The sequence below is a fragment of the Pseudohoeflea suaedae genome (assembly GCF_004354915.1).
GTDB lineage: Bacteria > Pseudomonadota > Alphaproteobacteria > Rhizobiales > Rhizobiaceae > Pseudohoeflea > Pseudohoeflea suaedae.
In genome coordinates this window covers 175742-198926 of record NZ_SMSI01000002.1, presented here as the reverse complement: position 1 = coordinate 198926, position 23185 = coordinate 175742, and the positions used below count along the sequence as shown (strand labels likewise).

Below are 23185 nucleotides of genomic sequence, written 5' to 3'. Positions count from 1 at the left end.
CATACTCCCAGCGGCGGGACGCGCAACGAAGAACAAGCCAAATGGGGCGCCGCCGGAAAGCCTTGAAACAGCGCTGTTGCACAAATGACACGATTTCACGTCCGACCCGGGCTCGTTGTTAAGGTCTCGTTAGGAAACAGGCACGTGCGGACGATGTTTTGTGCCGAAACAGGGCGTCTAGCAGAAAGAATCACGCCCAGCGCGCGCCATCTGCGCCGAATCTGTTGTGAGGAATTCGTAAGCAACTGAAAACTAAGCAGTCGCGGAAACGCCTGAAACGCAGGAACCTTCCGGCCAAACATCGTGCCCTATATATATAAAGACATTTCCAGGCTCCGAATCGCGGACGAGCATCCTCCAGCACGCCTCCCTGGGCCGCTTTCATTGTTGACTGCTCCCGACGGCAAAACATTTGAATGACGGTCGGTCGCGAAACCGGTTGATTAGCCGAACGCAGTCAGTTAACAAGCGCTTCGACGGAGAGGTGGCCGAGTGGTCGAAGGCGCTCCCCTGCTAAGGGAGTATACCGGGAACGGTATCGAGGGTTCGAATCCCTTCCTCTCCGCCACGCGAAATTTCCCCGATCTCCCCTTCATCTTCGACACATCGCTTTCGCGCCAGCTCGCCGGCGGAAGACTGGCCCCATATGCAGACCGCCGGATTGCCGGCCGTGCGCAGCATTGCGATCAAGCCACTGTTTTCCAAAGACTTTCTGAAATCGCGGCGTAGCTTCGCCAGCGAAAACATCGCCGCAAACCTGATTCCGGGCCGGAATCCCTCGACTTTCGACGCGCGGGAAAACCGGCAAAAACGGCTCGATTTTCATATTTGACTGGAGGTCAAACATGAAAATCAAGAGCCTTCTCCTTGGCTCCGCCGCAGCCCTGGTTGCAGTGTCCGGCGCCCGCGCCGCTGACGCGATCATCGTTGCCGAGCCCGAGCCTGTTGAATATGTCCGCGTCTGCGATGCATTCGGCACCGGCTTCTTCTACATCCCGGGCACCGAAACCTGCCTGCGCATTCACGGCTACGTCCGTTTCGACGTGTTCGGTGGCGATCTCTTCGCACGGACTTCGCTCGTTGACGAGACCTACAACGTGAACTCGCGTCTGTCGCTGCGCACCTCGACCGCTTCGGAAACTGAACTCGGCACCCTGCGCACCTACACCGAGACCCGTTTCAACTTTAACACCTCGGACGTCAGCTTCTTCGGCACGGATATTGGTTACACCAACGACACGACCGTTTCGCTGAACTTCGCCTGGATTCAGCTCGGTGGCCTCCGCGTCGGTAAGGACGAGTCGTTCTTCACCACCTGGACCGGCTATGCCGGCGCCGTCATCAACGATACCCCGCTCGGCGGCTACGGCCCGTTCGACACCAACCTGATCAGCTACACCTATAATGGCGGCGCTTTCCGCGCCGGTATCGCTCTCGAGCAGGGCGTCGACAACACGGCCGTCTTCAACTTCGCAACCGGTGACATTGAGCCGTCGGGCTGGGGCATTGACGACTACATGCCGCATGTTGTGGTCGGTCTCGGCGCAACCTTCGGCATGGTCGACCTCTCGGCTGTGGCCGCCTGGGACAGCCGCGACGACCTGCTCCTCTTCGGGAATCTCTTTGAACGTGGCGGCTGGGCCGGCAAGATCCGCGCTGACGTCGCATTCAACGACGCCTTCTCGGTCTTCGCGATGCTCATGTATGGTGAAAACTCCTCGGCCTACACCACCTGGTCGAACGGCGTTGCCGACGATGAAACCTTCGCTGTTGTCGGCGGTTTCTCCTACGCATTCTCCGAAAAGGCTTCGCTCAACACCCAGATCGACTGGGTCGACGGCGGTGCTGGCGTAGACGATGCATGGGCTCTCACTGCCAACGTCGCCTACGAACTGGTCCCGGGTCTCGTGATCACCCCGGAAATCCAGTACGTCGATGCTGGCGACGACGCCGAAGACTTTGGCGCGGGCATCCGCGTTCAGCGCTCGTTCTAATAAAGAGCAAGTTTGAAAGTAATGTTCTCCGGCGTAACGAACTTACGCCGGAGAATAGCAGTTAGAATGTAAGGTTTTTTACAGGGAGGTCGAAAACCTTACGAAAAGAGTTGCATTCATTGACAAGCCCCAATCTTATCAACGGCGGGACAAATGAGAATACAGGCAGAAGTTTTCTGGGCAGAAACGGAACTTCCTCTTTCACTCATTTTGCCGGTGAAGAACCTGTTTCGACGCTGGGCGATTTCTGGCGCCTATATTCCGACATTCTTTGGGAAAACGGCAGACACAAGAGCACATGCAAGCTCTTCGTGCTCGAAGCCGATGATTTTCTGCGAGCCAGCGGCATATCCGACTTCGGCGACGCGACGGTCGACGCGCTCGTCGGCCATTACCGCAAGAAGGGCAACAGGAACTCCACGATCAATCGCAAGCTTGCAGCCATATTCAAGCTGCTGAAGAAGGCGGAACGGGGGGGACACATCGCCAGGCTACCGACATATCTGAGGCTGAGAGAGCGCAACAACCGCGTCCGCTTCCTGACAAGCGACGAGGAGCGGCGGATCTTCGATTCGATCGGCTCGCGCAACCTCCACCACAAGCTGCTGGCGATATTCCTGATCGACACCGGGGCCCGTGTCGGCGAGGCTCTGGCGCTGAAATGGGCCGACGTCCAGAATGGCAACGCGACCTTCTGGATCACCAAATCCGGCCGCAGCCGCACCATTCCGCTGACGCAGCGTGCACTCGACGCCATCGAGGCGTGCCGAGAATTCGGCCCGGCAGCCGGGCCCTTCATCAGGGTCCCCTACCAGAATTTCAAATACAACTGGGATACGTCCAAGAAGGAATGCGGGCTGGAAAGCGACCCGAACATGGTGCCGCACATCCTGCGCCACACCTGCGCCTCCCGCCTCGTCCAGGCCGGCATAGACCTCCGGCGCGTCCAGACCTTCCTCGGCCACCAGACCATCCAGATGACCCTGCGCTATGCGCATCTGGCGACCAATGATCTTCAGCAGTGCGCAAGAGCGCTCAATTCGCTGCATCACTGACAGATGGAACCCGCCCGACAACAGCTTGAAGGCCGCGCTGAACGAAACGGTGCGGCCTTTCGTCGTTTTGACAGGAGGCTCACCGGCTCGTAGGCCGCGCTCAACGTTTTTGTTACCTCAAGCAACGCATTTCACCGTTCCCTCCCCCCTGCAGTCTCTGCTAGGAGAAAACTCTCACCAAGTCGTTTCAAGACATGCTCGGAGCTGCAACATGAAGCGCAGGCTGTCTGCGAAATCTGGTCCCCGTCCGAGCCAGAAGTCCGCCGAGCTCGACCAGGCAGCTCAGCGCGCCGCCGCATTCTACCAGGCCGGACGCGCGCGCGAATGCGAGGCGCTGTGCCGCCAGATACTCGCCGCCGACGACGGCCATGGTGAAGCCAATCTTCTTGTCGGCATCCTCCTTATCGGTGCGGGACGTCACGAGGACGCCCTCGCCTTCCTCAGGAAGTCGCTCTCGCGGAACCGCAAGAACCCCTTTGCCCACGCCAATCTGGGGCTGGCGCTTTTCGAGATGGGTCGCCCCTACGAGGCCCGCGAAAGCCTGCAGACGGCCATCAGGTTGCAGCCGAATTCTCCCGAGGCCCTTGCAAATCTGGCCAATCTCGAAGCCAGCCTCGGCCATATTGAACGCGCCGTCGCCCTCCACCAGAAGGCGCTCGCGCTGCAGCCCGGCAATCCCGTTCTCAAGTCCAATCTCGGCGGGGCGTTCCTGCGCGCGGGCGAACTCGAAAAAGCCTCCGCCGTCTTCCGCGAACTCCTGGACGCCAATGCAGCAGATCGCAATGCCGCCTACGGCCTGGGTCTCGCAGCCCGCGACCGGGGCGATCTGACCGAAGCGGAGGCGAGTTTCCGCAAGGCCATGGCCGGCGATGCCATGCATGCCGACGCGGCCCTGCAACTCGCCTGGATGTCCGATGGCCTCGACACGGACGAGGCAGCCCGCATGCGCGAGGCCACGACCGAAGACGCCCATGAGCGCATGGTTCTCGATTTCGCGATCTCCAAGATCGCACATGACGGCGGAGACTATGCCGAAGCGGCACGACGCCTGCGCGCCGCCAACACGGCCCGCCGCGGCGAGCTGAAATATGACCCCGCCCGGGTGGAGGCCGACTTCGAGGAGACCATGTCGGTCTTCGATGCCGGGTTCTTCGACAAGCGGCGCGATTTCGGTCATTCCGAGGAGACGCCCGTCTTCGTTCTCGGCATGCCGCGCTCGGGCACATCGCTGGTCGAGCAGATCCTCGCCAGCCATCCGGATGTCTACGGCGCCGGCGAGCTGACCACACTGCGCGAGATCGGCGGCATGGCGCGCGGCGCAGGCCCGCAGGCCTCTCCACCGCAGTTCGCGGCGGCGCTCTCGAAAGGCGCATCGGCCACACTCGGGCGCAACTATGTGCGCGCCGTGCGGGAAATGGAAAAGAACGCGCGCTTCATCGTCGACAAGCTGCCCGGCAACTTCATGCTCATCGGGCTGATCCGCCTGATCCTGCCCAAGGCGCGCATCATCCATTGCACCCGGGACCCCCGCGAGACCTGCCTGTCGATCTACCGGACCTATTTCTCCGGCGACGGTCTGGCCTTCGCTTACGACCTCGATGAACTGGTTCATTATTACGGTCTCTACGCCCGCATGATGGATCACTGGCACGCGCTCTTCGGCGATGTCATCGTCGAGGCGAACCACGAGAAGCTGCTGCGCGACCCCGAGGGCGAGATCAGAGCGCTGCTCTCGGCCTGCGATCTGGAATTTGCCCCGCAATGCCTCGATTTTCACAAGACCCGTCGCGACGTGCGCACGGCGTCCTCCGCCCAGGTGCGCAAGCCGCTCTACGACCCGTCGAAAAGGGGCTGGCGGAAATATGCCGAATACCTCCCCGAGCTCGGGGCGCTCGGTTCGCTCTCCCAGTCCGCCTAACCCGCCTGCGTTGCGAGCAGGAAAGGTAGCGAGCCGGCACCGCCGACGAGCAGCACCGCGACGAGGGCAAACAGCCCGTCGCGCGCCAGCAATGCGATCGCTATCAGGCTGACCGCGGCCCCCAGTACCGACGAACTGAACGGCACGAATTCCAGAAACGGCATCGCCAGGCCGCAGAGCAGGCAGGCGAGATGAAGGATTGAAGCGACAGGCCGGTGCACCAGAAGCGTCAGCCGCTGTCCCGTGATCGTGTCGATGAAACGCGCCGGCTTGCCGAGCCAGTCGACACCCCTTTGCAGCCTTTCGCGTGTCAGGCTGCGGCGCGTGATCCAGGCTGGCATCCACAGATGCCGGCGGCCAAGCAGGATCTGCGCGGAAATCAGCGCGATTGCCAGACCCAGAATACTCGAAAAGCCCGGAATGCCGGAGAGCGGCGTGACGACGATGAGTGCCGGCACCAGAAGGACAGCCGTCAGCGAGTGTTCACCTGCCGTGTCCAGAATATCGGAAAGCGTGACGTCGTCGCCGTCTCCCGCATTGCGCACCGCCTCGAGCACGCCCGTAATCTCACCCATTGATGTACCGTATATTAGAATATCTCCCGGCAGCATAATGCCCGCGGCGGCCGAGTGTTCCGCCCGCAGGATCTCCCCCTTCTCTTTCCCACAGACCTGTCATCGATCTGCAATCGAACCGTCACACTCCTGAGAAGTGAATCCGGTCTAAGCGTGGCAGAAACTGGCGGATACGGGGCAGAAGATGATCGAAAAGACCTACCGGACGATGTTTCTGTCGGATGTGCATCTCGGCACGCCGGACAGTCAGGCCGCGATGCTGGTCGAGTTCCTGCGCGAGCACCGCGCCGAAACCATCTATCTCGTCGGAGACATCATCGATTGCTGGCGCATGAAGCGAAAGGGCTTCTACTGGCCGCAGGCCCACAATGATGTTGTCCAGAAGCTGCTGCGGCAGGCGCGCAAGGGCACCCGCATCATCTATATCCCCGGCAATCACGACGAAATGCTGCGGCACTACCAGGGCATCCATTTCGGCGGCATCGAAGTGCGCGAGCGCGCCATTCACGAAACGGCCGACGGCAAGCGCCTGCTGATCGTCCATGGCGACGAATTCGACATGGTGGTGCTCAATCACCGCTGGCTCGCCCATCTGGGCGACATGGCCTATGGCTGCGCCATGTGGGCCAACAAGTGGCACAACCGCATGCGCCAACTCCTGCGCCTGCCCTACTGGTCGTTTTCCCGCTGGGCCAAGAGCAAGGTCAAGCGCGCCGTCAGCTTCATGTCCGATTTCGAGGCCGTGCTTGCCGAAGAAGCCCGCAAGGAAGGTGCCGACGGAGTTGTTTGCGGTCACATCCACCATGCGGCCAACGAGATGCACGACGGGGTCCGTTACATCAATACGGGTGACTGGGTGGAGAGCTGCACCGCTGCCGTCGAGCACCCGGACGGCCGCATCGAGATCATCGACTGGTCGAAGAAGATCGCCGAACGCATGCGCCGCCCGAAGGCTGTCGCACAGGCCGGCTCGATCGCCCCGGCGCACCGGAACGAAGCCGCCTGAGCCATTTCACAAGGAAGCCATCCGATGAGCATCACAGACACCGCATCAGGTTCCTCTATCGGACACAGGATCGACACCGCCGTCGTTCGCTCGTCCAGGCTCTCGCGCGAAGGCATGCTCGAACATCTGTTCTCCGCAGCCTTCCGGGGATTGGTCTATCCGCAGATCTGGGAAGACCCCGTCGTCGACATGGAAGCGCTTGCCCTCAAGCCGACAGACGACGTGATCGCGATCGCGTCCGGCTCCTGCAACGTCATGTCCTATCTGACGGCAGATCCGGCAAGCATAACCGCCGTCGATCTCTCGCCGGCTCATGTCGCGCTCGGCCGGCTCAAGATCGCGGCCGCCCGGCACCTGCCCGACCAGAAGAGTTTCGAGAACTTCTTCCGTCACGGCAATCTGAAATCCAACACCCGTCTCTATGATCGCTATCTCCGGGACAGGCTCGATTCCCAGACGCGCGCCTATTGGGACGGTCGTGATGCACTCGGTCGGCGGCGGATTACCCGTTTTACCCGTGGCTTTCACCAGGCCGGCCTGCTCGGACGCTTTATCGGCGCCGCGCACCTCGTCGCGAAACTCTATGGCGTCGATCCGAGGGAATTGCTGAATGCCACCTCGATCGAGGAGCAGCGCGCCTTCTTCGAAACGCGGATCGCGCCGATCTTCGACAGCCGCAGCTTTCGCCACCTGACCAGCCTGAAGGCCTCGCTCTTCGGGCTCGGCATCCCGCCAGCGCAATATGAGGCGCTGGCCGGAGACGAGGCCGGCAACATGACCCGTGCACTCAAGATACGCACCGAACGCCTGGCCTGCGGTTTCGATCTCCGTGAAAACTACTTCGCGTGGCAGGCCTTCGGTCGCGGCTATGGTCCGGGAGCCGCCGCCAGCCTGCCGCCTTACCTCCGGCGCGACTGCTTCGAGACCGTACGCCGGAACGCGCCGAGACTCACGATTGAGAACGAGAGCCTGACGGAGCTTCTGCGCAACAAGCCCGACGGTTCTCTCGATGCCTATGTGCTGCTCGACGCCCAGGACTGGATGACGGGTCTGCAATTGAGCGAATTGTGGGCGCAGATCACCCGGACCGCCCGCCCCGGCGCCCGGGTGATCTATCGAACTGCCGCGGCACCCTCGCCGCTGCCCGGCAAGGTGCCTGACGCCATTCTGGACCGGTGGGCCTATCGCGCGGAAGAAAATGCCCGCCTGACGCGACAGGATCGCTCTGCGATCTATGGCGGCTTTCATCTTCATGTTCTCGGGGAACTGTGACGATGTCCGACCTCCTGCCTGCAACGGAGCCGACCGCCACGCTGATGGACGGTATCTACCGCTACCAGCGCCACATCTATGACGTCAGCCGGCATTACTACCTGCTCGGCCGCGACCGGATGATCGCCGAGCTCGACGTGCCCGCGGGGGGAACCGTACTGGAAGTGGGATGCGGGACGGCGCGGAACCTCGTCGCCATTGCACGCGCCTATCCCGATGCCGAAATTTACGGCATCGACATTTCGACCGAAATGCTGAAATCCGCGGATGCCACTGTCCGGAAGGCGCGGCTCCAGCACCGGGTGCGCCCTGTCTATGGCGATGCCGCCGATCTCGACGCCCATGGCCAGTTCGGCCTGCGGGGTTTTGACCGGATCGTCTTCTCCTATTCGCTGTCGATGATTCCGCCCTGGCGTCATGCGCTCGCTTCAGCCGTCGACAATCTTGCGCCAGGTGGCGAAATTCACATTGTCGACTTCGCAGGCCAGCGCGATCTGCCCGCTTGGTTCGGAAAAGGCCTCAGGACGTGGCTGGACAAGTTCCACGTTTCGCCACGCCTCGAAGTTGGAACGGAGCTGGCCTTGCAATCTGCACGGGTGGGCGGCAGCGCGCGCGTTCGCTCCATCCATCGCGATTATGCCATGATCGGACGCCTGAAACGCGGGCCGCTTCGTTAAATTCTTAACGACTTCATCCCCCCTTCATTTACGCACCGAGCCCCAGCCCGGATAAAACCGGGCACCGATCACGTATGTTTGATGGCTGCTCGCACTCGCAAATAATCATTTATTTTCATATTCTTATCCGAACGGATTCAGATGGCCGGTCGCTGCAACGGGCTAAATCTTGCCTTGCGGGCAGGAGGAAAAAGGGAACGAAATCGGCATTCCAATCGTTAACAGTTCGAATTCCGGAGCATGCGAAAGCAACTGCCAGAGCAAAATCCGGGGTGTGAGAGAATGCACAGGCAGATATCGAGGCAACAGCTAAGAAAGTCTGCAAGGAGGCGGTGACAGGAAGTTCACCGAAAAGCCGATGAAAAACGCAACTGTTAAAAATACCGTACGCAACGTAGTCGCCGGAGCCTTTGTTCTTGGCGCAGTTCTGTCGGCCACACAGTCGGCGAACGCATTCCAGATCGAAAACGAAAACGCAGTGGGCGCACCTGAGACGGTTCTCGCCTATGCGGATCCCGATTTCTCCGCCCGTTTCGGCAACGCACCCGAGGGTGACCAGTCCGTCGATCACGAGCTCAACGATGCCTGGCTCGGCATGAACGTGACGTCCGAAAACGGCGAGGTCCTCGGCTATGTCGTCGATGCCATCCTCGGCCCCGATGGCGAAGTCACCGATCTGGTCATCACCGACGACCCGAACTCGGAAGTCGAAGTCTACGTCCCGGCCCGTCTGGCAACCCTGACGGATAGTGAAGTGCAGCTGTCGCTCAACGCCAACGACGTTGCCGCCCTCAGGACTGCATATGATTCAGTTCTCGCCTCCAGCGAGTAAACATAGCCGACCTCCAGCAAAAGTTTCGGGCCCCGTCCCCCGCCCGCGATTTTTGGTTCGGCTCGCCGACCCGGTGCATCCCCACCCCATCCCCACACCGGGTCGGCCCCCTTTCCCCCTGCGTCACATTCGTGAACAATGATGCCTCGTAAAAGACGATGTGCCGGTCATGATGTGCCCGGCGCTGCTTGCTGCCTGGAGGAATGCGATGCGACACCCGACTTACCCCGCGGCGGGACTGGCAGCAGTTCTTGTTGCGAGCGTCCTGACCAGCCCCGCTCCGGCCGCCGAATTCGGCAAGATCGAACTGTCGACCGTACCGCAACTGCAAGCCTATCTCGAAGACCGCGGCTACCTGCAGGAAAACAGCGAACTCGACCTGTTCCATACGGGGCTCGCCGAACCGGCGTCGGGCATCAGCGATGTCTACGCCCTGCAATATCTCGACCCCGGCAGTTGCGGCTCGGCCGGGTGCACCGAAATCGTCGTGACCAGGTCCGATGACGACAGTTATCTGCTCTATGAGGAATGGCTCGGGACCGGGATGGAAATGCTCGACAGCGAGACCGAGGGTGCCCATGACCTTCTCATCCGCACCGATCAGGGCGTACTGACGGGCCGCTTCAACGGCACGAAATATCTCTGGTCCCCTGCAAGCGACAAGGGAGAAAGCGGTGAGGGAGTAACAGCTCAAGCCGCGCCTGCGGTACCGCGTCTGGGCCAGAAGACGATCCGTGCCGGTGGTGCCGATGGCCTGGTGGAAACGATGGGCGAATGCGTCGATGACCGCGTCTGGCACGGTTATTCGGAAGGCACCGATCCCGGTGGCGGCGCCATGGGCTTCGGCCCATGCCGCACCAATAAAAGTTCCAACTTCCTTCTTTTTTCCTGCAAACCGGGCGCGCCCGACGTCACGATCGACGTCAATCTCGCCTCGCGAGATCTCGATGATTCCGACCCGGTGACAGTGACGGTATCTCTCGGCGGTTCGAATTTTCAGTTCAAGGGGACAGCTCTCTACGATGTCATGGTCGGCGAAGTCCTTCCCGAACTCGAGCCGATCACCCTGGATCATCCGATTTTCGAAGCACTCAGGACGGCAGACGGAACCGGCTCGATCTCGATCAACGGCCAGACCACCAGGATGACCCTGTCAGGCGCTGCCGGCGCCGCCGGCATGATGCGAAAGGCGTGCGCAGCTCCACTTGCAGCACCCGACAGCCAGCCGTGACACCTACTCAGCCGGCTCGGCCTTGCCTTCATCGGGCGCCTTTCGGCGGAACCGGAAACGGTTGCGGAACCGTTGCCATGCGGCCGTCACCTTGCTGTCGTTCGAGCGGGTGACGATCATCAGGAGCGATGGCGTGACGATCAGCGTCAGAATGGTCGAGAATGCCAGACCGAAAACGATGGCGCTCGACAGCGAAATCCACCATTGCGTGGACGGCGCGCCATAGGTCGTCTCGTGCCCGAGAAGCTCCAGGTTGAAACCGAAGGCGATCGGCAGCACGCCCAGAATGGCGGTCACCGCCGTCAGCACCACCGGCCTTGCACGCTCCCGGCATGTCTGGAGCACCGCTTCGAGCTTATCCATGCCCTCGTGGCGCAACAGGTCGTAGGTGTCGATCAGCACGATATTGTTGTTCACCACCACGCCCGCGAGGGCGATGATGCCGATGCCGGTCATCACCACGCCGAAGGGTTGCGACATGATCAAAAGTCCCAGGAACACCCCGATCGTCGACATCACGACCGCCGAAAGCACCAGGAACACCGAGATGAACTTGTTGAACTGCGCAAGCAGCACGATGAAGATCAGGAAAAGCGCCGCGCCGAAAGCCTTCGACAGGAATGCGGCTGCCGCGGCCTGCTCCTCATCCTCGCCCGCCAGCTTGTAGCGGATGCCGTAGTCCTCGAGGTTCTGCGCCTCGAGCTTCTCGACGATACCGCGCCGGATGGGATCGCCCTGCACGCCTTCCTTGAGGCCCGCGGCGACCACGACGGTGCGCGCGCCGTCGATGCGGGTCAGTGTGCCCGTACTGGAGGCGGCCTCGCGCGTCACGAAGTTCGAGATCGGAACCGCGCCCCGGTTGGTCTGGATACGCAGATGATCGAGTTCGGCCAGCGTACGCCGATCCTCCGGCAGGCGCAGGCGGATATCCACGGCATCATCCACGCCGGCGGGGCGGTAATCGGTCAGCTTGAGGCCGGTGGTAACGAGTTGCACCACGGTTCCCACCGATGCGGGGCCGACACCGTAACGTGCCGCGATGGAACGATCGACCTGCAGCTCCCAGTCCACGCCCGGAGGCGGAAGACCGTCCGTGATGTCGATCACTTCCGGCACTTTCTCCAGCTCGCCGGCAACCATGCGCGCGACCTCAGTCAGATGCTCCGGGTCTGCAGCGGACAATTCGATCTGGATCGCCTTGCCCGTCGGTGGGCCGCCTTCGGGCACCTTCACCTCGATCTCGACGCCCGGGAAACCGGTCATGTTGGCGCGGAAATCCTCCAGGATTTCGCCGGCGGGCTTGCGCTCGCGCCAGTCGACGAACTCGTACTGGATCACGCCCACCACATCGGCGGGCGCATCATTGCCGCCACCGGCCACGCTGCCCACACGCGTGTAGACGCTCTCGATCCCCGGCCAGCCGAGGATGCGCTGCTCCGCCATCCGTACGGCCGCATCCTTCTCGTCGAGCGAGAGATTGCCGCGCGCGTGGACATAGAGCAGGCCGTATTCCGGCTCGATACTGGGGAAAAATTCGACGCCCGAACCGTATTTCCCGTAGGCGACCGGCACGGCTGCCAGCAGGCCGACCGAAAGAAACAGGACGATGAAGGGATGGCGCACGGCCTTGCCAACCACCCACATATAGGCGCCGTCGCGGGCGTGCTCGTCTTCCGGTGTCGGCTTGGCGAACATCGCGCCCAGTGTCGGCGTGAAGACCAGTGCGTAGAGAAGCGAGGCCGACAGCGTGGCGATCAGCGTGATCGGCATGTACTTCATGAACTCGCCGACAATGCCGGGCCAGAACAGAAGCGGCGAGAAGGCCGCAACGCGCGTCAGCGTTGCCGCGATCACCGGCCCCGCCATGCGCTTGGCGGCCAGTGAAAAGGCCTCGCGCCGATCCATTCCCTCGCTCATCCGCCGTTCGGCGAATTCCGTGACGATGATGGCGTCGTCGACAAGCATGCCGACGGCCAGGATGAGGCTGAACAGCACCACGATATTGACCGTCAGGCCCGCCAGCGACAGCGCGAGAATGCCCATCAGGAACGATGCCGGGATGGCAAAGCCGATCAGCAGCGAGGCACGGCCCGACAGCGCGTAGAGGATCACGATGAAGACGAGGATGACAGCCGTCAGAACCGAATTCTGCAGATCGCCCAGAAGCTGCCGGATCGAGGTCGACTTGTCCTGGCTGAAGGTGATTTCGGCCCCCTCGGGCAGCAGGTCCCTGTACGCTTCGGCCGTTTGCTTGACCGAGTCCACCGTCGCGAGCAGGTTCGAACCCGAACGCTTGGAGACTTCGATCGCGATCGCCGGCTTGCCGTTCAGACGCGTGATGGTCGTCGCATCCTTGAAGGACGAGCGTATGGTCGCCAGATCGCGCACCCGCACCACCGCGTTGGGTCCCGCCACCACCGGCAGGTTTGCCACATCCTCGATGTCTTCGATCAGGAGCGGCACCTTCACGGCGTAACGCCCCTCCTCGCCTTCGATCGACCCTGCGGCCACGACGGAATTGCTGGCATTGATGCCTTGGATCAGCTGATCGAGCTGCAGCCCGTAGGACGACAGCTTGACCGGGTCGATGATGATTTCGACCTGATCGTCGCGCGAGCCCTGAAGGTTGGCATCCAGAACGCCGGAAATCTCCTCGATCCGGTCGCGCAATTCACGCGCGGTCCGCGTCAGCGCGCGTTCGGGCACATTGCCCGACAGGGTGACGACGAGCACCGGAAACTCGGAAATATTGACCTCGTGGACCGAAGGTTCTTCAGCCCCCGAAGGAAGATCGGGCTTTGCGTCGTCCACCTTGTTGCGTACGTCATCGAGCGCCTTGTCGAGATCCGCCCCCGCCTGGAACTCGAGCACGACGTTGCCGCCCCCCTGATAGGCGGTCGATCGCATCTCCTTGATGCCGCTGATCGTCTGGAGTTTCGTCTCCATCGGTCGCAGCAAAAGCCGCTCGGAATCCTCCGGCGAGATGCCCTGATAGGTCATCGACACATAGAGCACCGGAATCTGGACGTCGGGTTCCGCCTCCTTGGGGATGTCCATATAGGCCAGAGAGCCGGCGACCACGAGAAACAGCAGGACCGCAAGCGTCAGCCGGGCATTGCGGATGGCAATGTCGACGAAGTTCATTCGACCGCCCCGGTCGTGAGCGCGGAACCTTCGGCGTCGGCGTCCACGACATCGACCAGCTCGCCGTCGGTCACGAGATCCTGGCCGGCCACCACGATGCGCGACCCGTCCGGGATGCCGCCGAGAATGAGGCCGTCCGACGTGTCGTCGATCAGATCGATAGGCACGAATGCGATCTTGTGATCCTCGTCCACCACCCGCACGCCGATATTGCCGTCCTCGTCGAGCGTGACGACGGAACGCGGCAGGCGCACGGCCTTGACGGGATCGGACTTCAGCCGGATCTCGGCAGTCATGCCGGCCGGGATCGTGTAGTCGGAATTGTCGACAGTCACTTCAATCGGATAGGTACGTGTTTCCGACGTCGCTTCACGGCTTACGAAACGCACCTGGCCCTTGACGTCCCTGCCGTTGATGAGGGCGATTTCGGCCTCTCCGCCGGCCTTGATGAGGCTTCTCTCGCGCTCGGAAATCTCTCCGGCAGCGACGATCGGATCAAGCGAGAGAAGGTCGGCCACCGCCTGTCCTGCCGGCGCCCAGCTCCCCTCTTCCACGGAGACACTGTCGATCACGCCGCTGAATGGGGAGCGCACCTGAAGCCGGTCGAGTTCGGCCTGTGCGGTTTCCAGCTGCGAACGCGCAGCGGCCAGCGCCGATTGCGCATCATTGGCCTGGGTCTTGGGGGAAATGCCGCGGCTGATCAGCTTTTCGAGATTGGCCGCCTCGTTCTCGCGCTGCTTCAACAGCGCCTTCGCCGTTTCGACGGCAGCGATCTTTTCCGGACCGTCGAGGGTCAAAACCACATCGCCGGACTTGACCCAGTCGCCCTTGCTCACCTTCAGCTCGGCGATAACGCCGGCCATCCGGGTGGCGAGCGTGGTCTTCTTATCCGCTTTGGTGACGCCCGAAATGCGCACGATGCGATTGTGATCGATGAATGCGGGAGACTTCACCGCAACGGTATGTTTGGGAGCGTCGGAAGCCTCGGCATTCTGCGCGGCAAGTGTCGTTGAAGCGGCGGCCGTTTCATCGGTGGCACTGCCCACCGAAGCGAATTCTCCGGTCGCCACCCACGCGGCGGAAACGGCCAGCACCGCAAATGCGGCCACACGGTGAAACCTGAAATTCGACATCGCACACTTCCCCTCCTCGGAGACGCACCGGCGCAATATGCCGCGTCCCGATAATCGTGACCGTTCCAATCCTGCGTGAAAAAAGGCGGATTGAAGGCGGCCCACGCTATATATGCACTCTCACCCGGTGTAAAATAGTGGGGATGCAATTTAAGCATCGAGACCATTCTACCATCGGCCTGATGGCCGTTTTACAACAATGGGATCACCTTTTTCTTTGATTATCGCGCCGTTTGACACAATTGTGTCAGCAGACGACTCGGCGCCTCGGCCGGCGGTCCCCACAAATCTGCCGGAACCCATTGACCGCTCCGCAGTTCATCCTAATGCCGCCGAAATTCGGGGGCATGTTCAGTTTGCGTTCAGCTTGGATCAGCCATGTCCTGGTTCAGGCATCATCAGAGTCGGGAAACACCATGCTCCTTCGTCGTCTGTCTTCTTCTGCAACCCTGCTCACCCTGGCGGCGAGCATGACGGCTGCCGTATCGCTCTCGATCCCATCGCCGGCACGGGCCCAGGACAGCAGGTTGCTGCTCGTCACTCCCGACGGGCGCCTGATCGACGAAGTACCGGAGTTCGGAGAAGTGCGCACGACCATGGACGTCAACGGTCGGGTTCTCGTCCTCAACCGCAACAATGTCGTTATCGGCTTTCAAATGAGCCCGCACGAATACCGCCGCGAGTTTGGCCGCATGCCCTATCCCGCAGGCAAGCGTCGCGACCGCGGCTATGCCGCCGCTCCCGCCGAGCCGGAATACGGCTACCGCGACGATGAATGGAACAATGACGGCTACTCGCAGGACGAGCGGTGGGAGCGCAACGGATGGGTCCGGCGCGAGGATGGCTGGCAGCAGCGCCGGGACGGCTGGGACAATGGCAATGGCGTCTATGGCCCCAACGAGTTTCCCGCCGCGCCGCAAGCCGGCATCGAGCGTCGCGATCTCAACCCGAGCACGGCTTCCGTACCGCGGCAGGATCAGTTCGGCCCCGGCACCGAGACACAGGCCGCCGCCGCCAAGCTCTCGCGCGCGGAAGTCGCCAACCTGCAGGTCTTTCTCGACCGCGCCGGCATGTCGCCGGGCGTGATTGACGGCCGCATGGGCTCCAACGTCCAGAAGGCGCTCGACGCCTGGGTGGAAGCCGGCGGCCAGAAAATCGACCCGTCGAACGCCGAAGACATCATGGAACGGCTTGCTGGCGGCGACGGCATGGCCTTTACCACCTACGAAATCACCAATGAGGACGCCGCCGGTCCCTACGTCGCCTCGATTCCGAGCGATTACGGCGAAAAGGCCAAGCTCGAGCGGTTGGCCTACACGTCGACCATCGAGATGCTCGCCGAGCGTTTCCACATGGACGAGGCGTATCTCAAGGAGATCAACCCCGGCGCCGATTTCACCCGTCCGGGCACCCAGATCAAGGTCGTGGCGCCCGGCGCCAAGCGCAAGGGCAAGGTTGCGAGCATCGTCGCCGACAAGGGCCTCAAGCAGGTCCGTGGCTATGACGCCAACGGCAAGCTGCTGGTGGCCTACCCCGCGACCATCGGCTCGAGCGACACACCGTCCCCCACCGGTACGGTCGAAATTGCGCGCATCGCCCACAATCCGGGCTACACCTACAATCCCTCGAAGAACTTCAAGCAGGGCAACAACGACAAGGTTCTGGAAATTCCGCCCGGCCCCAACGGCCCGGTCGGCAGCACCTGGATCGCGCTTTCCAAGCCGACTTACGGCATTCACGGAACGCCCGACCCCTCCAAGATCGGCAAGACCGCCTCGCATGGCTGCGTGCGCCTGACCAATTGGGACGCCAACGAGCTTGCGGGCATGGTGGAACCCGGCGTCACCGTCACCTTCGAGGAATAGGTCTACGGCGAGAGAAACATGAGAGCCGGCGGCATCCGCCGGCTTTTTCATGCCCCGCTCAGAAAACCTGCTCGACCACCAGCAGCCAGAATCCGGAGGACAGCGCCGCGAGCGCGGTCCCGATGGTCAGCGACGTTGCCGCGAGCCGCTGGCCCGTTCCGAAGCGGGAGGCGATCAGCCAGGTGTTCGCGCCGGCGGGAAGCGAAGCGGCGACGACGGTCACCTTGGCAACGCCGTCCGGCAGTCCGAAGGCCAGAGCCGCAACGAGCGCGACGGCAGGCATGACCATCAGCTTGAGCGTCACCAGAAGCAGCGACGACGGAATCTGGCCGCGGATTCCGTATCCGTAGATCGAGATCCCCATCGAGAACAGCGCCAGCGGTCCGCCGGCGGATCCGAGGCTGACGATCACACGATCCGCCACATTCGGTATCGGAATGCCTGCAACCCGCACCAGAAGCCCCGTGAAGATGCCGATGATGAGCGGATTGGAAAAGAGCTGCCGCAGGAACCGCTGGGCAAGATCGACCGGACCTGCCGCCTTTTCCGCCAGTCCGTCGCGCCGGAGCGCATAGTCGAACGTGATCAGCGAGGCAGCCATCATGATCGGCAAATGGATCGACAGGATCTGCGAGAGCACCGCAAGGCCCTGATCGCCGTAGATACCTGACATCAAGGGCACGCCGATCAGCAGGAGATTGGAGAAGGACGCCGTTACCCCGGCCACCACCCCGCCACGAACATCACGGGCGAAAAAGGCACGCAGAAGCATGTGTCCCATGAACCAGGTGACGGCGACGGCCGTGAAATAGGTCAGCCACATCAGGAACGGCAGCCCGTGATCGAACTCCGAATGAACGATGGTGCGAAACAGGAGCAGCGGCAGCGCCACCTTGAAGACGAAATCGGCCAGACCATCGCCTGTCGCCTGGTTGATGAGATTGATGCGGGCGACGGCATAACCGATCGCGATAAGAGTGAAGACGACGATGATGTTTTCGGCAAAGGCAGGCATGGGGTACTCCGGACAGCTGCGATGGTCCTACTCCCATCCACCCTCCTCTGAAAAGTCCTGATCCGGGGGACTTGCCGGACATCGCGTCTGCGGCTACGGCCTTCTGGCACACAGAGAGTTCCGGGGAGGCCGACACCATGAGTTCCTTTCGCCGCTTTACAGATCTTGCGGAATCGCTCCCGCCGACCGTTCCCTTCGTCGGCCCGGAAACGCAGGAACGCACCATGGGCACGACTTTTCGCGCCCGGCTCGGCGCAAACGAGAACGGTTTCGGTCCGGCTCCTTCCGTGATCGAGGCCATGAGCCGGGCAGCACCGCTCTCCTGGCGCTATGCCGACCCCGAAAATTACGATCTGAGGCAGGCACTTTCCGGGCGGATCGGCCTGGCGCCGGAGCGCTTCGTCATTGGCGAAGGCATCGACGGGCTCCTGGGCCTCGTGGTGCGGCTGATCGTCGGTCGCGACACTCCCGTCGTCACGTCGCTCGGCGCCTACCCCACCTTCAACTATCATGTCGCGGGCTTCGGCGGCCGGTTCGTCACGGTGCCCTATCGTGACGATCGCGAGGACATGGACGCTCTCCTCGAAGCCGTTCGCCGTGAAGATGCGCCACTCGTGTATCTCGCCAACCCCGACAACCCGATGGGAAGCTGGCACGGAGCGGACGCTGTCGTCGAATTCGCCACGTCCCTGCCGGAGAGCACCCTGCTTGTGCTTGACGAAGCCTATTGCGAGTTTGCGCCCGAAGACGCCCTGCCCGCGATCGCGGCCCTTGCCGACATGCCGAACGTCATCCGCTTCCGCACCTTCTCGAAAGCCTATGGGCTTGCGGGCCAGCGCATCGCCTACGGCTTCGGCACCGCCGGCACGATTTCGCGCTTTGACCGCGTTCGCAACCATTTCGGCGTCAATCGCCTGGCCCAGATTGCAGCGGTGGCGGCGCTCGCGGACGAGGAATGGCTGTCGCATGTCAAATCAGAGGTCAGGCGGTCGCTGCAACGCATCGGCGAGATCGGCCGCGACAACGGGCTCGAGCCGCTTCCCACCGCCACGAACTTTGTCGCTCTCGATTGCGGCGATGCCGCCCGCGCCAGGGCAATACTGGAGGAACTCGCCAAGGAGGGCGTCTTCATCCGCATGCCGGGCGCGGCACCGCTCAACCGGTGTATCCGCATCTCTGCGGGACCGGCACCGGAAATGGACGTGCTGGCGGAAGCCCTTCCCAAGGCCCTCGCCCGCATCGCGTGAAGCCACGAGAGCATGTGTGGCCGGAACACGAAAGCCGCGCCAGCCTTTTTCCGGCTGGTCGCGGCTCTTGTGCTTTAAACCACCCTGTCTCCTCACAGGCCGGTTTCAACGTCCCGTTCCCCTCGGGACGTGCCGGATGCAACGCCCGTCCGCGCTGCATCCCGAGGTCTTGGCGCCCCTAATTCGTCAGTGCATGGTCATCCATTCGCGGGCCTGGCGGAGAGCCAGTGCGAGATCGACCTTGGACATCGTGCGGCCCAGTTCGGCGCGAAGATCGGCTGCTCGGTCCGAGCCTTTCACCGCCGCGATATTGAGCCATTTGTGAGCTGCGACCATGTCCTGCTCGCAATCGCGGCCGGCCGCATACATCAAACCCATTTCGCAATAGACCTCTGCGCGGGTCTCGCCGCCCATGGCGGCCTGATCGAGATCGTGAATTTCATAGCATGCCATTTTAATTCCCCGTTGTCTCTTGTCTTCGTGTTGCCCTGTCAGCTCTTGAGAGCCATCTTGTCTTGTGCCGGCTCTTGCCGGTCATTCTCTGGTTCGGCCGGTTCGTTTCCGGCGCTCGTTTGTTGATGACGAATATGCCGCAAGCGTTTGAAAACCCCGTTAAATTGAATGCTTAATGCGAGGCGAATAAAGTTCAAATGCTTGGTAAATTTGGGTTTTCGTTAAGCATCGGAATCCCGGCCCGCTGCCTGCCGCACGCGATTTTAACCGTCTGTTTGCACCTCGAAAATCAACTCCCGGGTAACCACGCTGCAATCGCATTTGTCTAAAATGCTCTTCATCTCCCGGAAAAATCTCCCCCGCGCCAGCTTCGATGTCGGCTGGAAAATGCCATCATCCGTTGCATCGAGCCGCTGTTGAAACCGCCATAGCTTCGCCAACTTCCCCATTTACGTTTACGTAGCCTGAAGCTAGGTTAGAAATTGACGCGTCTCGCACGGACGCCTCAGAGGGAGGAAATCATGAAACGCATTCTCACGACTGCCGCACTTCTTGCAGCCTTCTCCGTTGCCCCGGCTCTCGCCGATCCGATTGAAGGCAACTGGAAGACCAAGAGCGGCGAAACCGCCGCCATTTCCAGCTGTGGCGGCGCCTACTGCGTGACGCTCAAGAGCGGCAAGCACGCCGGCAAGCGCATCGGCAAGATGTCGGGTTCGAACGGCACATATTCCGGCTCGATCACCGATCCGGCCAAGGACAAGACCTATTCGGGCAACGCGACATTGAGCGGCAATACGCTCAAGATGCAGGGCTGCGTGCTCAAGGTCCTCTGCCGGTCGGAGAACTGGAGCCGCATCTGATCCGGACGTCCGGAAAGACCCGAACGTGAAAGCCGCGGCGTGCAAGCGCTGCGGTTTTTCTTTGGGCGCAGCTTTCCAAGGGCCCGTTAATCACCGTGAACGCCAGATGAACGGTCCTCTCAGAGTTGGTTCAGCCGGGATTTGCCATATTCCGGCCACGAACAAACAAGGGACCTCCGACATGACGATCCTGGCGCGCCGCTTCACACTGATCTGCCTCGTTGTGGCGATCTTCGCGATGCTTCTCTCTGCCACCGTCGCCAACTCGGATCGCCATGACTGGATCAGCGCCTCGCGCTACTGCTCACCGGTTGAGGGTCCCAATTGCCTGCTGGTCCGCCAGTAAGAGAGGAACCGAAGATGATCCGCACTGCCACACGCTCAGCCAGCCGTTCTTTCACGCTTGCCCTGCGCATCGCGCTGTTCTCGTCTCTGTTCATGGCGCCCGTCGGCGCATTTGCCTATTCGGCCGCGAACACCGCCGGCAACGGCCTGTCGGGCGCCGGCTTCGTTCTCTATGTCAGCCTGCAGCGCAGCGCCGGCTGACAGGGACCGCCCTCCTCGTGATCGAAATTCAACCGCGGGACTGATTCCGGACATCAATTTCGTGCTACGTCTTCCTCAGGGGTAAGCCGATACACCTGACAGGAGGGAGCTGTACGATGGCTGAAAAGAGTTGGTTCTATGCGCAGAACGGTGAACGCCAGGGACCCGTGACCGAATCGGAGGCCCGCCGGCTCGTCCAGGACGGCACCATCGGCCCGGATACGCTGGTCTGGTCCGAGGGAATGGAGAACTGGGCCAACGCCTCGTCGGTGCTGCCCGCGATGGGCGGCACTCCGCCGACGCCCCCGCCCGTCACCCCCAATTCGATGGCCGGTTCGTCCACCGGATACGGCACCGGCTCTTACGACGCCACCCGACCCGGCGCCCACCCGGCCGATTTCCGCGACAGCGTGCGGACCGTGTTCCGGAAATACGCGACGTTCAGCGGCCGCGCGCGCCGTCCGGAATACTGGTGGTTCGTTCTTTTCACTTTTGTCACCAGCCTTGTATTCTCCGTTCTCGACGCGATGCTCTTCGGTATGGATGTCGAGCCCCTGAGCACGATCTTCTCGCTGGCGATCCTTATCCCGTCGCTCGCTGTCGGCGCACGGCGTCTGCATGATGTCGGGCGGACGGGTTGGTGGCTTCTCCTGGGACTCATTCCGATAATCGGCTGGATCATCCTGATCTTCTGGCTGGCAAAGCGTGGCGACGATCACCCCAATGAGTACGGCCCTGCCTGATGAGCGGCCGGCCCGTTTCATCGGGCCGCTTCGCCCCTTCCTCACCCGTCTTTTGCAAGTCGTGAAGTTGCGGCTATAACTCGACATGGACAAACGATTCTCGACCCGGCCGGACAACGGCATCATCACACCCGAACCCTTTGAAGCCCGACAGTTCGACGACGCGACAGCCGCCGTCGATGCGCTCGAGCAGCTTTACGAGCGCAATACGAGCTTCCTGCGCCGCTCATTCGAAGGGCTGGCGCGCCAGAAGCCGCGCGGACGCTATCGCGCCTTCTATCCCCAGGTGTCTATCCAGACGAGTTCCTTCGCCCATGTGGATTCACGCCTGTCGTTCGGTCACGTCGCGGCCCCCGGCCTGCACACGACCACCATCACACGGCCGGATCTCTTCCGCACCTACCTGATCGAGCAGCTTTCGCTTCTCATCAAGAACCACCAGACGAGCGTGACGGTCTCGGAATCGGATACCCCGATCCCACTGCACTTCGCCTTCGGTGAAGGCGCCTATGTCGAAGCCGAGATCGCCGAGAACCTCGAAGTGCCGCTGCGCGACATCTTCGATGCGCCGGACCTGACCAATACGGATGACGACATCGTCAACGGCACCTACGAGCCCGTCCCCGGCGAAGGCCACCCGCTCGCCCCCTTCAAGGCGCAGCGCGTCGATTATTCACTCGCCCGCCTGTCGCACTACACCGCAACCAGCGCGTCGCATTTCCAGAATTTCGTGCTGTTTACGAACTACCAGTTCTATATCGACGATTTCATTGCCCATGCCCGCGCGCTGATGGCCGAGGGCGGTCGCGGCTACGAGGCCTTCGTGGAACCCGGAAATCTCGTAACCCCGGCAGGCCAGTCAGAGCCGGTTTCCGGGATGGCCCCGCCCCGCGCGCCGCAGATGACGGCCTACCATCTCAAGCGGGCCGACCATTCCGGCATCACCATGGTCAATATCGGCGTCGGACCTTCAAACGCCAAGACAATCACCGACCACATTGCCGTTCTGCGGCCGCATGCCTGGCTGATGCTGGGCCATTGCGCCGGCCTGCGGCACAGCCAGGCGCTCGGCGACTATGTGCTCGCCCATGCCTATGTGCGCGAGGACCACGTGCTCGACGACGACCTTCCCGCATGGGTGCCGATCCCGGCGCTGGCGGAAGTCCAGGTGGCCGTTCAGGAAGCCGTCGCCGATGTCACCGGCTATGACGGCTACGACCTCAAGCGCATCATGCGGACAGGCACGGTCGCCACCATCGACAACCGCAACTGGGAACTGCGCGATCAGAGCGGCCCGGTGCAGCGCCTGTCGCAGTCGCGCGCCATCGCGCTCGACATGGAATCGGCGACGATTGCCGCCAACGGGTTCCGCTTCCGCGTTCCCTACGGCACCCTGCTCTGCGTTTCTGACAAGCCGCTTCACGGCGAGTTGAAACTGCCCGGCATGGCGTCCGATTTCTACCGGAAGCAGGTCAACCAGCATTTGAAGATCGGCTTGATGGCGATGGAGAAACTGGCAGCCATGCCGCCCGAACGTCTCCATTCGCGCAAGCTGCGATCGTTCTTCGAGACGGCATTCCAGTAGCCCGGCACGGAAACCATTGAAAAAGGTGCTCCGG

Annotated in this window: 21 protein-coding genes and 1 tRNA gene; 17 read left to right on the top strand and 5 right to left on the bottom strand. The window is 61.9% G+C overall.

Annotated elements, in window-relative coordinates:
* Positions 1 to 478: 478 nt before the first annotated feature.
* The 5 genes from E2A64_RS10975 to E2A64_RS10955 all read left to right on the top strand — a co-directional run bounded on the left by E2A64_RS10975 (position 479) and on the right by E2A64_RS10955 (position 4967).
* Positions 479 to 568 (top strand) — tRNA-Ser (locus E2A64_RS10975).
* A 78-nt stretch (positions 569 to 646) separates the two neighbouring features.
* Positions 647 to 832 carry a hypothetical protein gene (locus tag E2A64_RS10970; protein ID WP_133284538.1) on the top strand — a complete coding sequence of 62 codons (186 nt, stop codon included), beginning with the start codon at positions 647 to 649 and terminating at the stop codon, positions 830 to 832.
* Between the two features lie 13 nt (positions 833 to 845).
* Positions 846 to 1994: a porin gene (locus E2A64_RS10965; protein WP_133284537.1), complete on the top strand. Its 1149-nt coding sequence runs from the start codon at positions 846 to 848 to the stop codon at positions 1992 to 1994.
* 311 nt (positions 1995 to 2305) lie between these two features.
* The gene (locus tag E2A64_RS10960) at positions 2306 to 3049 is read left to right on the top strand and encodes a tyrosine-type recombinase/integrase (RefSeq protein WP_158285746.1); all 744 of its coding nucleotides are present in this window, start codon (positions 2306 to 2308) and stop codon (positions 3047 to 3049) included.
* A 211-nt stretch (positions 3050 to 3260) separates the two neighbouring features.
* Entirely contained in the window at positions 3261 to 4967 is a 1707-nt protein-coding gene (locus E2A64_RS10955; RefSeq protein WP_158285745.1) for a tetratricopeptide repeat-containing sulfotransferase family protein, read from the top strand.
* On the opposite strand, the gene E2A64_RS10950 is transcribed toward E2A64_RS10955, so the two are convergent.
* Entirely contained in the window at positions 4964 to 5542 is a 579-nt protein-coding gene (locus tag E2A64_RS10950; protein WP_133284534.1) for an exopolysaccharide biosynthesis protein, read from the bottom strand. The two genes, E2A64_RS10955 and E2A64_RS10950, sit on opposite strands and share 4 nt — an antisense overlap.
* A 184-nt stretch (positions 5543 to 5726) precedes the next feature.
* On the opposite strand from E2A64_RS10950, the gene E2A64_RS10945 reads away from it, so the two are divergent.
* The 5 genes from E2A64_RS10945 (at position 5727) to E2A64_RS10925 (ending at position 10560) form a co-directional block, all read left to right on the top strand.
* Positions 5727 to 6548: a UDP-2,3-diacylglucosamine diphosphatase gene (locus E2A64_RS10945; RefSeq protein WP_244598251.1), complete on the top strand. Its 822-nt coding sequence runs from the start codon at positions 5727 to 5729 to the stop codon at positions 6546 to 6548.
* A 24-nt stretch (positions 6549 to 6572) separates the two neighbouring features.
* Positions 6573 to 7820, top strand: coding sequence for a BtaA family protein (locus E2A64_RS10940; protein ID WP_133284533.1), 1248 nt, complete (start codon positions 6573 to 6575; stop codon positions 7818 to 7820).
* Positions 7821 to 7822: 2 nt separating this feature from the next.
* The gene (locus tag E2A64_RS10935; protein WP_133284532.1) at positions 7823 to 8497 is read left to right on the top strand and encodes a class I SAM-dependent methyltransferase; all 675 of its coding nucleotides are present in this window, start codon (positions 7823 to 7825) and stop codon (positions 8495 to 8497) included.
* Between the two features lie 478 nt (positions 8498 to 8975).
* A complete protein-coding gene (locus E2A64_RS10930) occupies positions 8976 to 9329 on the top strand; it encodes a PRC-barrel domain-containing protein (protein WP_158285744.1) in 354 nt (117 codons plus the stop codon).
* A 208-nt stretch (positions 9330 to 9537) separates the two neighbouring features.
* On the top strand, positions 9538 to 10560 hold the full coding sequence (locus E2A64_RS10925; protein WP_133284530.1) for a hypothetical protein: 1023 nt from the start codon (positions 9538 to 9540) through the stop codon (positions 10558 to 10560).
* Positions 10561 to 10563: 3 nt separating this feature from the next.
* Here the strand turns inward: E2A64_RS10925 and E2A64_RS10920 are convergent, their stop codons facing one another.
* Both E2A64_RS10920 and E2A64_RS10915 read right to left on the bottom strand, forming a co-directional pair.
* On the bottom strand, positions 10564 to 13704 hold the full coding sequence (locus tag E2A64_RS10920; protein ID WP_133284529.1) for an efflux RND transporter permease subunit: 3141 nt from the start codon (positions 13702 to 13704) through the stop codon (positions 10564 to 10566).
* Positions 13701 to 14837 (bottom strand): efflux RND transporter periplasmic adaptor subunit, encoded by a 1137-nt coding sequence (locus E2A64_RS10915; RefSeq protein WP_133284528.1) that lies wholly within the window; start codon positions 14835 to 14837, stop codon positions 13701 to 13703. Before E2A64_RS10915 ends, E2A64_RS10920 begins: the two co-directional genes overlap by 4 nt.
* A 416-nt stretch (positions 14838 to 15253) precedes the next feature.
* On the opposite strand from E2A64_RS10915, the gene E2A64_RS10910 reads away from it, so the two are divergent.
* Positions 15254 to 16702: a L,D-transpeptidase gene (locus E2A64_RS10910; RefSeq protein ID WP_244598250.1), complete on the top strand. Its 1449-nt coding sequence runs from the start codon at positions 15254 to 15256 to the stop codon at positions 16700 to 16702.
* Positions 16703 to 16760: 58 nt separating this feature from the next.
* Here E2A64_RS10910 and E2A64_RS10905 read toward each other — a convergent pair whose 3' ends face one another.
* Positions 16761 to 17717 (bottom strand): AEC family transporter, encoded by a 957-nt coding sequence (locus tag E2A64_RS10905; RefSeq protein ID WP_133284527.1) that lies wholly within the window; start codon positions 17715 to 17717, stop codon positions 16761 to 16763.
* A gap of 137 nt (positions 17718 to 17854) precedes the next feature.
* Between E2A64_RS10905 and E2A64_RS10900 the strand changes: the two genes are divergently transcribed.
* Positions 17855 to 18964 (top strand): pyridoxal phosphate-dependent aminotransferase, encoded by a 1110-nt coding sequence (locus tag E2A64_RS10900; protein ID WP_133284526.1) that lies wholly within the window; start codon positions 17855 to 17857, stop codon positions 18962 to 18964.
* 186 nt (positions 18965 to 19150) lie between these two features.
* Here E2A64_RS10900 and E2A64_RS10895 read toward each other — a convergent pair whose 3' ends face one another.
* Positions 19151 to 19417 (bottom strand): sel1 repeat family protein, encoded by a 267-nt coding sequence (locus E2A64_RS10895; protein WP_133284525.1) that lies wholly within the window; start codon positions 19415 to 19417, stop codon positions 19151 to 19153.
* A gap of 521 nt (positions 19418 to 19938) precedes the next feature.
* Between E2A64_RS10895 and E2A64_RS10890 the strand changes: the two genes are divergently transcribed.
* From E2A64_RS10890 to E2A64_RS10875, 5 genes are all read left to right on the top strand, one after another.
* Positions 19939 to 20277 carry a DUF2147 domain-containing protein gene (locus E2A64_RS10890; RefSeq protein WP_133284524.1) on the top strand — a complete coding sequence of 113 codons (339 nt, stop codon included), beginning with the start codon at positions 19939 to 19941 and terminating at the stop codon, positions 20275 to 20277.
* Between the two features lie 181 nt (positions 20278 to 20458).
* A complete protein-coding gene (locus E2A64_RS17835) occupies positions 20459 to 20623 on the top strand; it encodes a hypothetical protein (RefSeq protein ID WP_158285743.1) in 165 nt (54 codons plus the stop codon).
* A gap of 14 nt (positions 20624 to 20637) precedes the next feature.
* Positions 20638 to 20823: a hypothetical protein gene (locus E2A64_RS10885; protein WP_133284523.1), complete on the top strand. Its 186-nt coding sequence runs from the start codon at positions 20638 to 20640 to the stop codon at positions 20821 to 20823.
* 116 nt (positions 20824 to 20939) lie between these two features.
* Positions 20940 to 21566, top strand: a complete 627-nt coding sequence (locus E2A64_RS18150) for a DUF805 domain-containing protein (protein ID WP_133284522.1) — start codon at positions 20940 to 20942, stop codon at positions 21564 to 21566.
* 85 nt (positions 21567 to 21651) lie between these two features.
* Entirely contained in the window at positions 21652 to 23151 is a 1500-nt protein-coding gene (locus tag E2A64_RS10875) for an AMP nucleosidase (protein ID WP_133284521.1), read from the top strand.
* Positions 23152 to 23185: the final 34 nt, after the last annotated feature.

What these genes read in the sequence shown, in the direction of transcription:
- E2A64_RS10970 (WP_133284538.1), top strand. Translation starts at nt 647, where the DNA reads ATGCAGACCGCCGGATTGCCGGCCGTGCGCAGCATTGCGATCAAGCCA.
- E2A64_RS10965 (WP_133284537.1), top strand. Translation starts at nt 846, where the DNA reads ATGAAAATCAAGAGCCTTCTCCTTGGCTCCGCCGCAGCCCTGGTTGCA.
- E2A64_RS10955 (WP_158285745.1), top strand. Translation starts at nt 3,261, where the DNA reads ATGAAGCGCAGGCTGTCTGCGAAATCTGGTCCCCGTCCGAGCCAGAAG.
- E2A64_RS10950 (WP_133284534.1), bottom strand. Translation starts at nt 5,542, where the DNA reads ATGGGTGAGATTACGGGCGTGCTCGAGGCGGTGCGCAATGCGGGAGAC.
- E2A64_RS10945 (WP_244598251.1), top strand. Translation starts at nt 5,727, where the DNA reads ATGATCGAAAAGACCTACCGGACGATGTTTCTGTCGGATGTGCATCTC.
- E2A64_RS10940 (WP_133284533.1), top strand. Translation starts at nt 6,573, where the DNA reads ATGAGCATCACAGACACCGCATCAGGTTCCTCTATCGGACACAGGATC.
- E2A64_RS10935 (WP_133284532.1), top strand. Translation starts at nt 7,823, where the DNA reads ATGTCCGACCTCCTGCCTGCAACGGAGCCGACCGCCACGCTGATGGAC.
- E2A64_RS10925 (WP_133284530.1), top strand. Translation starts at nt 9,538, where the DNA reads ATGCGACACCCGACTTACCCCGCGGCGGGACTGGCAGCAGTTCTTGTT.
- E2A64_RS10920 (WP_133284529.1), bottom strand. Translation starts at nt 13,704, where the DNA reads ATGAACTTCGTCGACATTGCCATCCGCAATGCCCGGCTGACGCTTGCG.
- E2A64_RS10915 (WP_133284528.1), bottom strand. Translation starts at nt 14,837, where the DNA reads ATGTCGAATTTCAGGTTTCACCGTGTGGCCGCATTTGCGGTGCTGGCC.
- E2A64_RS10910 (WP_244598250.1), top strand. Translation starts at nt 15,254, where the DNA reads ATGCTCCTTCGTCGTCTGTCTTCTTCTGCAACCCTGCTCACCCTGGCG.
- E2A64_RS10905 (WP_133284527.1), bottom strand. Translation starts at nt 17,717, where the DNA reads ATGCCTGCCTTTGCCGAAAACATCATCGTCGTCTTCACTCTTATCGCG.
- E2A64_RS10900 (WP_133284526.1), top strand. Translation starts at nt 17,855, where the DNA reads ATGAGTTCCTTTCGCCGCTTTACAGATCTTGCGGAATCGCTCCCGCCG.
- E2A64_RS10895 (WP_133284525.1), bottom strand. Translation starts at nt 19,417, where the DNA reads ATGGCATGCTATGAAATTCACGATCTCGATCAGGCCGCCATGGGCGGC.
- E2A64_RS10890 (WP_133284524.1), top strand. Translation starts at nt 19,939, where the DNA reads ATGAAACGCATTCTCACGACTGCCGCACTTCTTGCAGCCTTCTCCGTT.
- E2A64_RS17835 (WP_158285743.1), top strand. Translation starts at nt 20,459, where the DNA reads ATGACGATCCTGGCGCGCCGCTTCACACTGATCTGCCTCGTTGTGGCG.
- E2A64_RS10885 (WP_133284523.1), top strand. Translation starts at nt 20,638, where the DNA reads ATGATCCGCACTGCCACACGCTCAGCCAGCCGTTCTTTCACGCTTGCC.
- E2A64_RS18150 (WP_133284522.1), top strand. Translation starts at nt 20,940, where the DNA reads ATGGCTGAAAAGAGTTGGTTCTATGCGCAGAACGGTGAACGCCAGGGA.
- E2A64_RS10875 (WP_133284521.1), top strand. Translation starts at nt 21,652, where the DNA reads ATGGACAAACGATTCTCGACCCGGCCGGACAACGGCATCATCACACCC.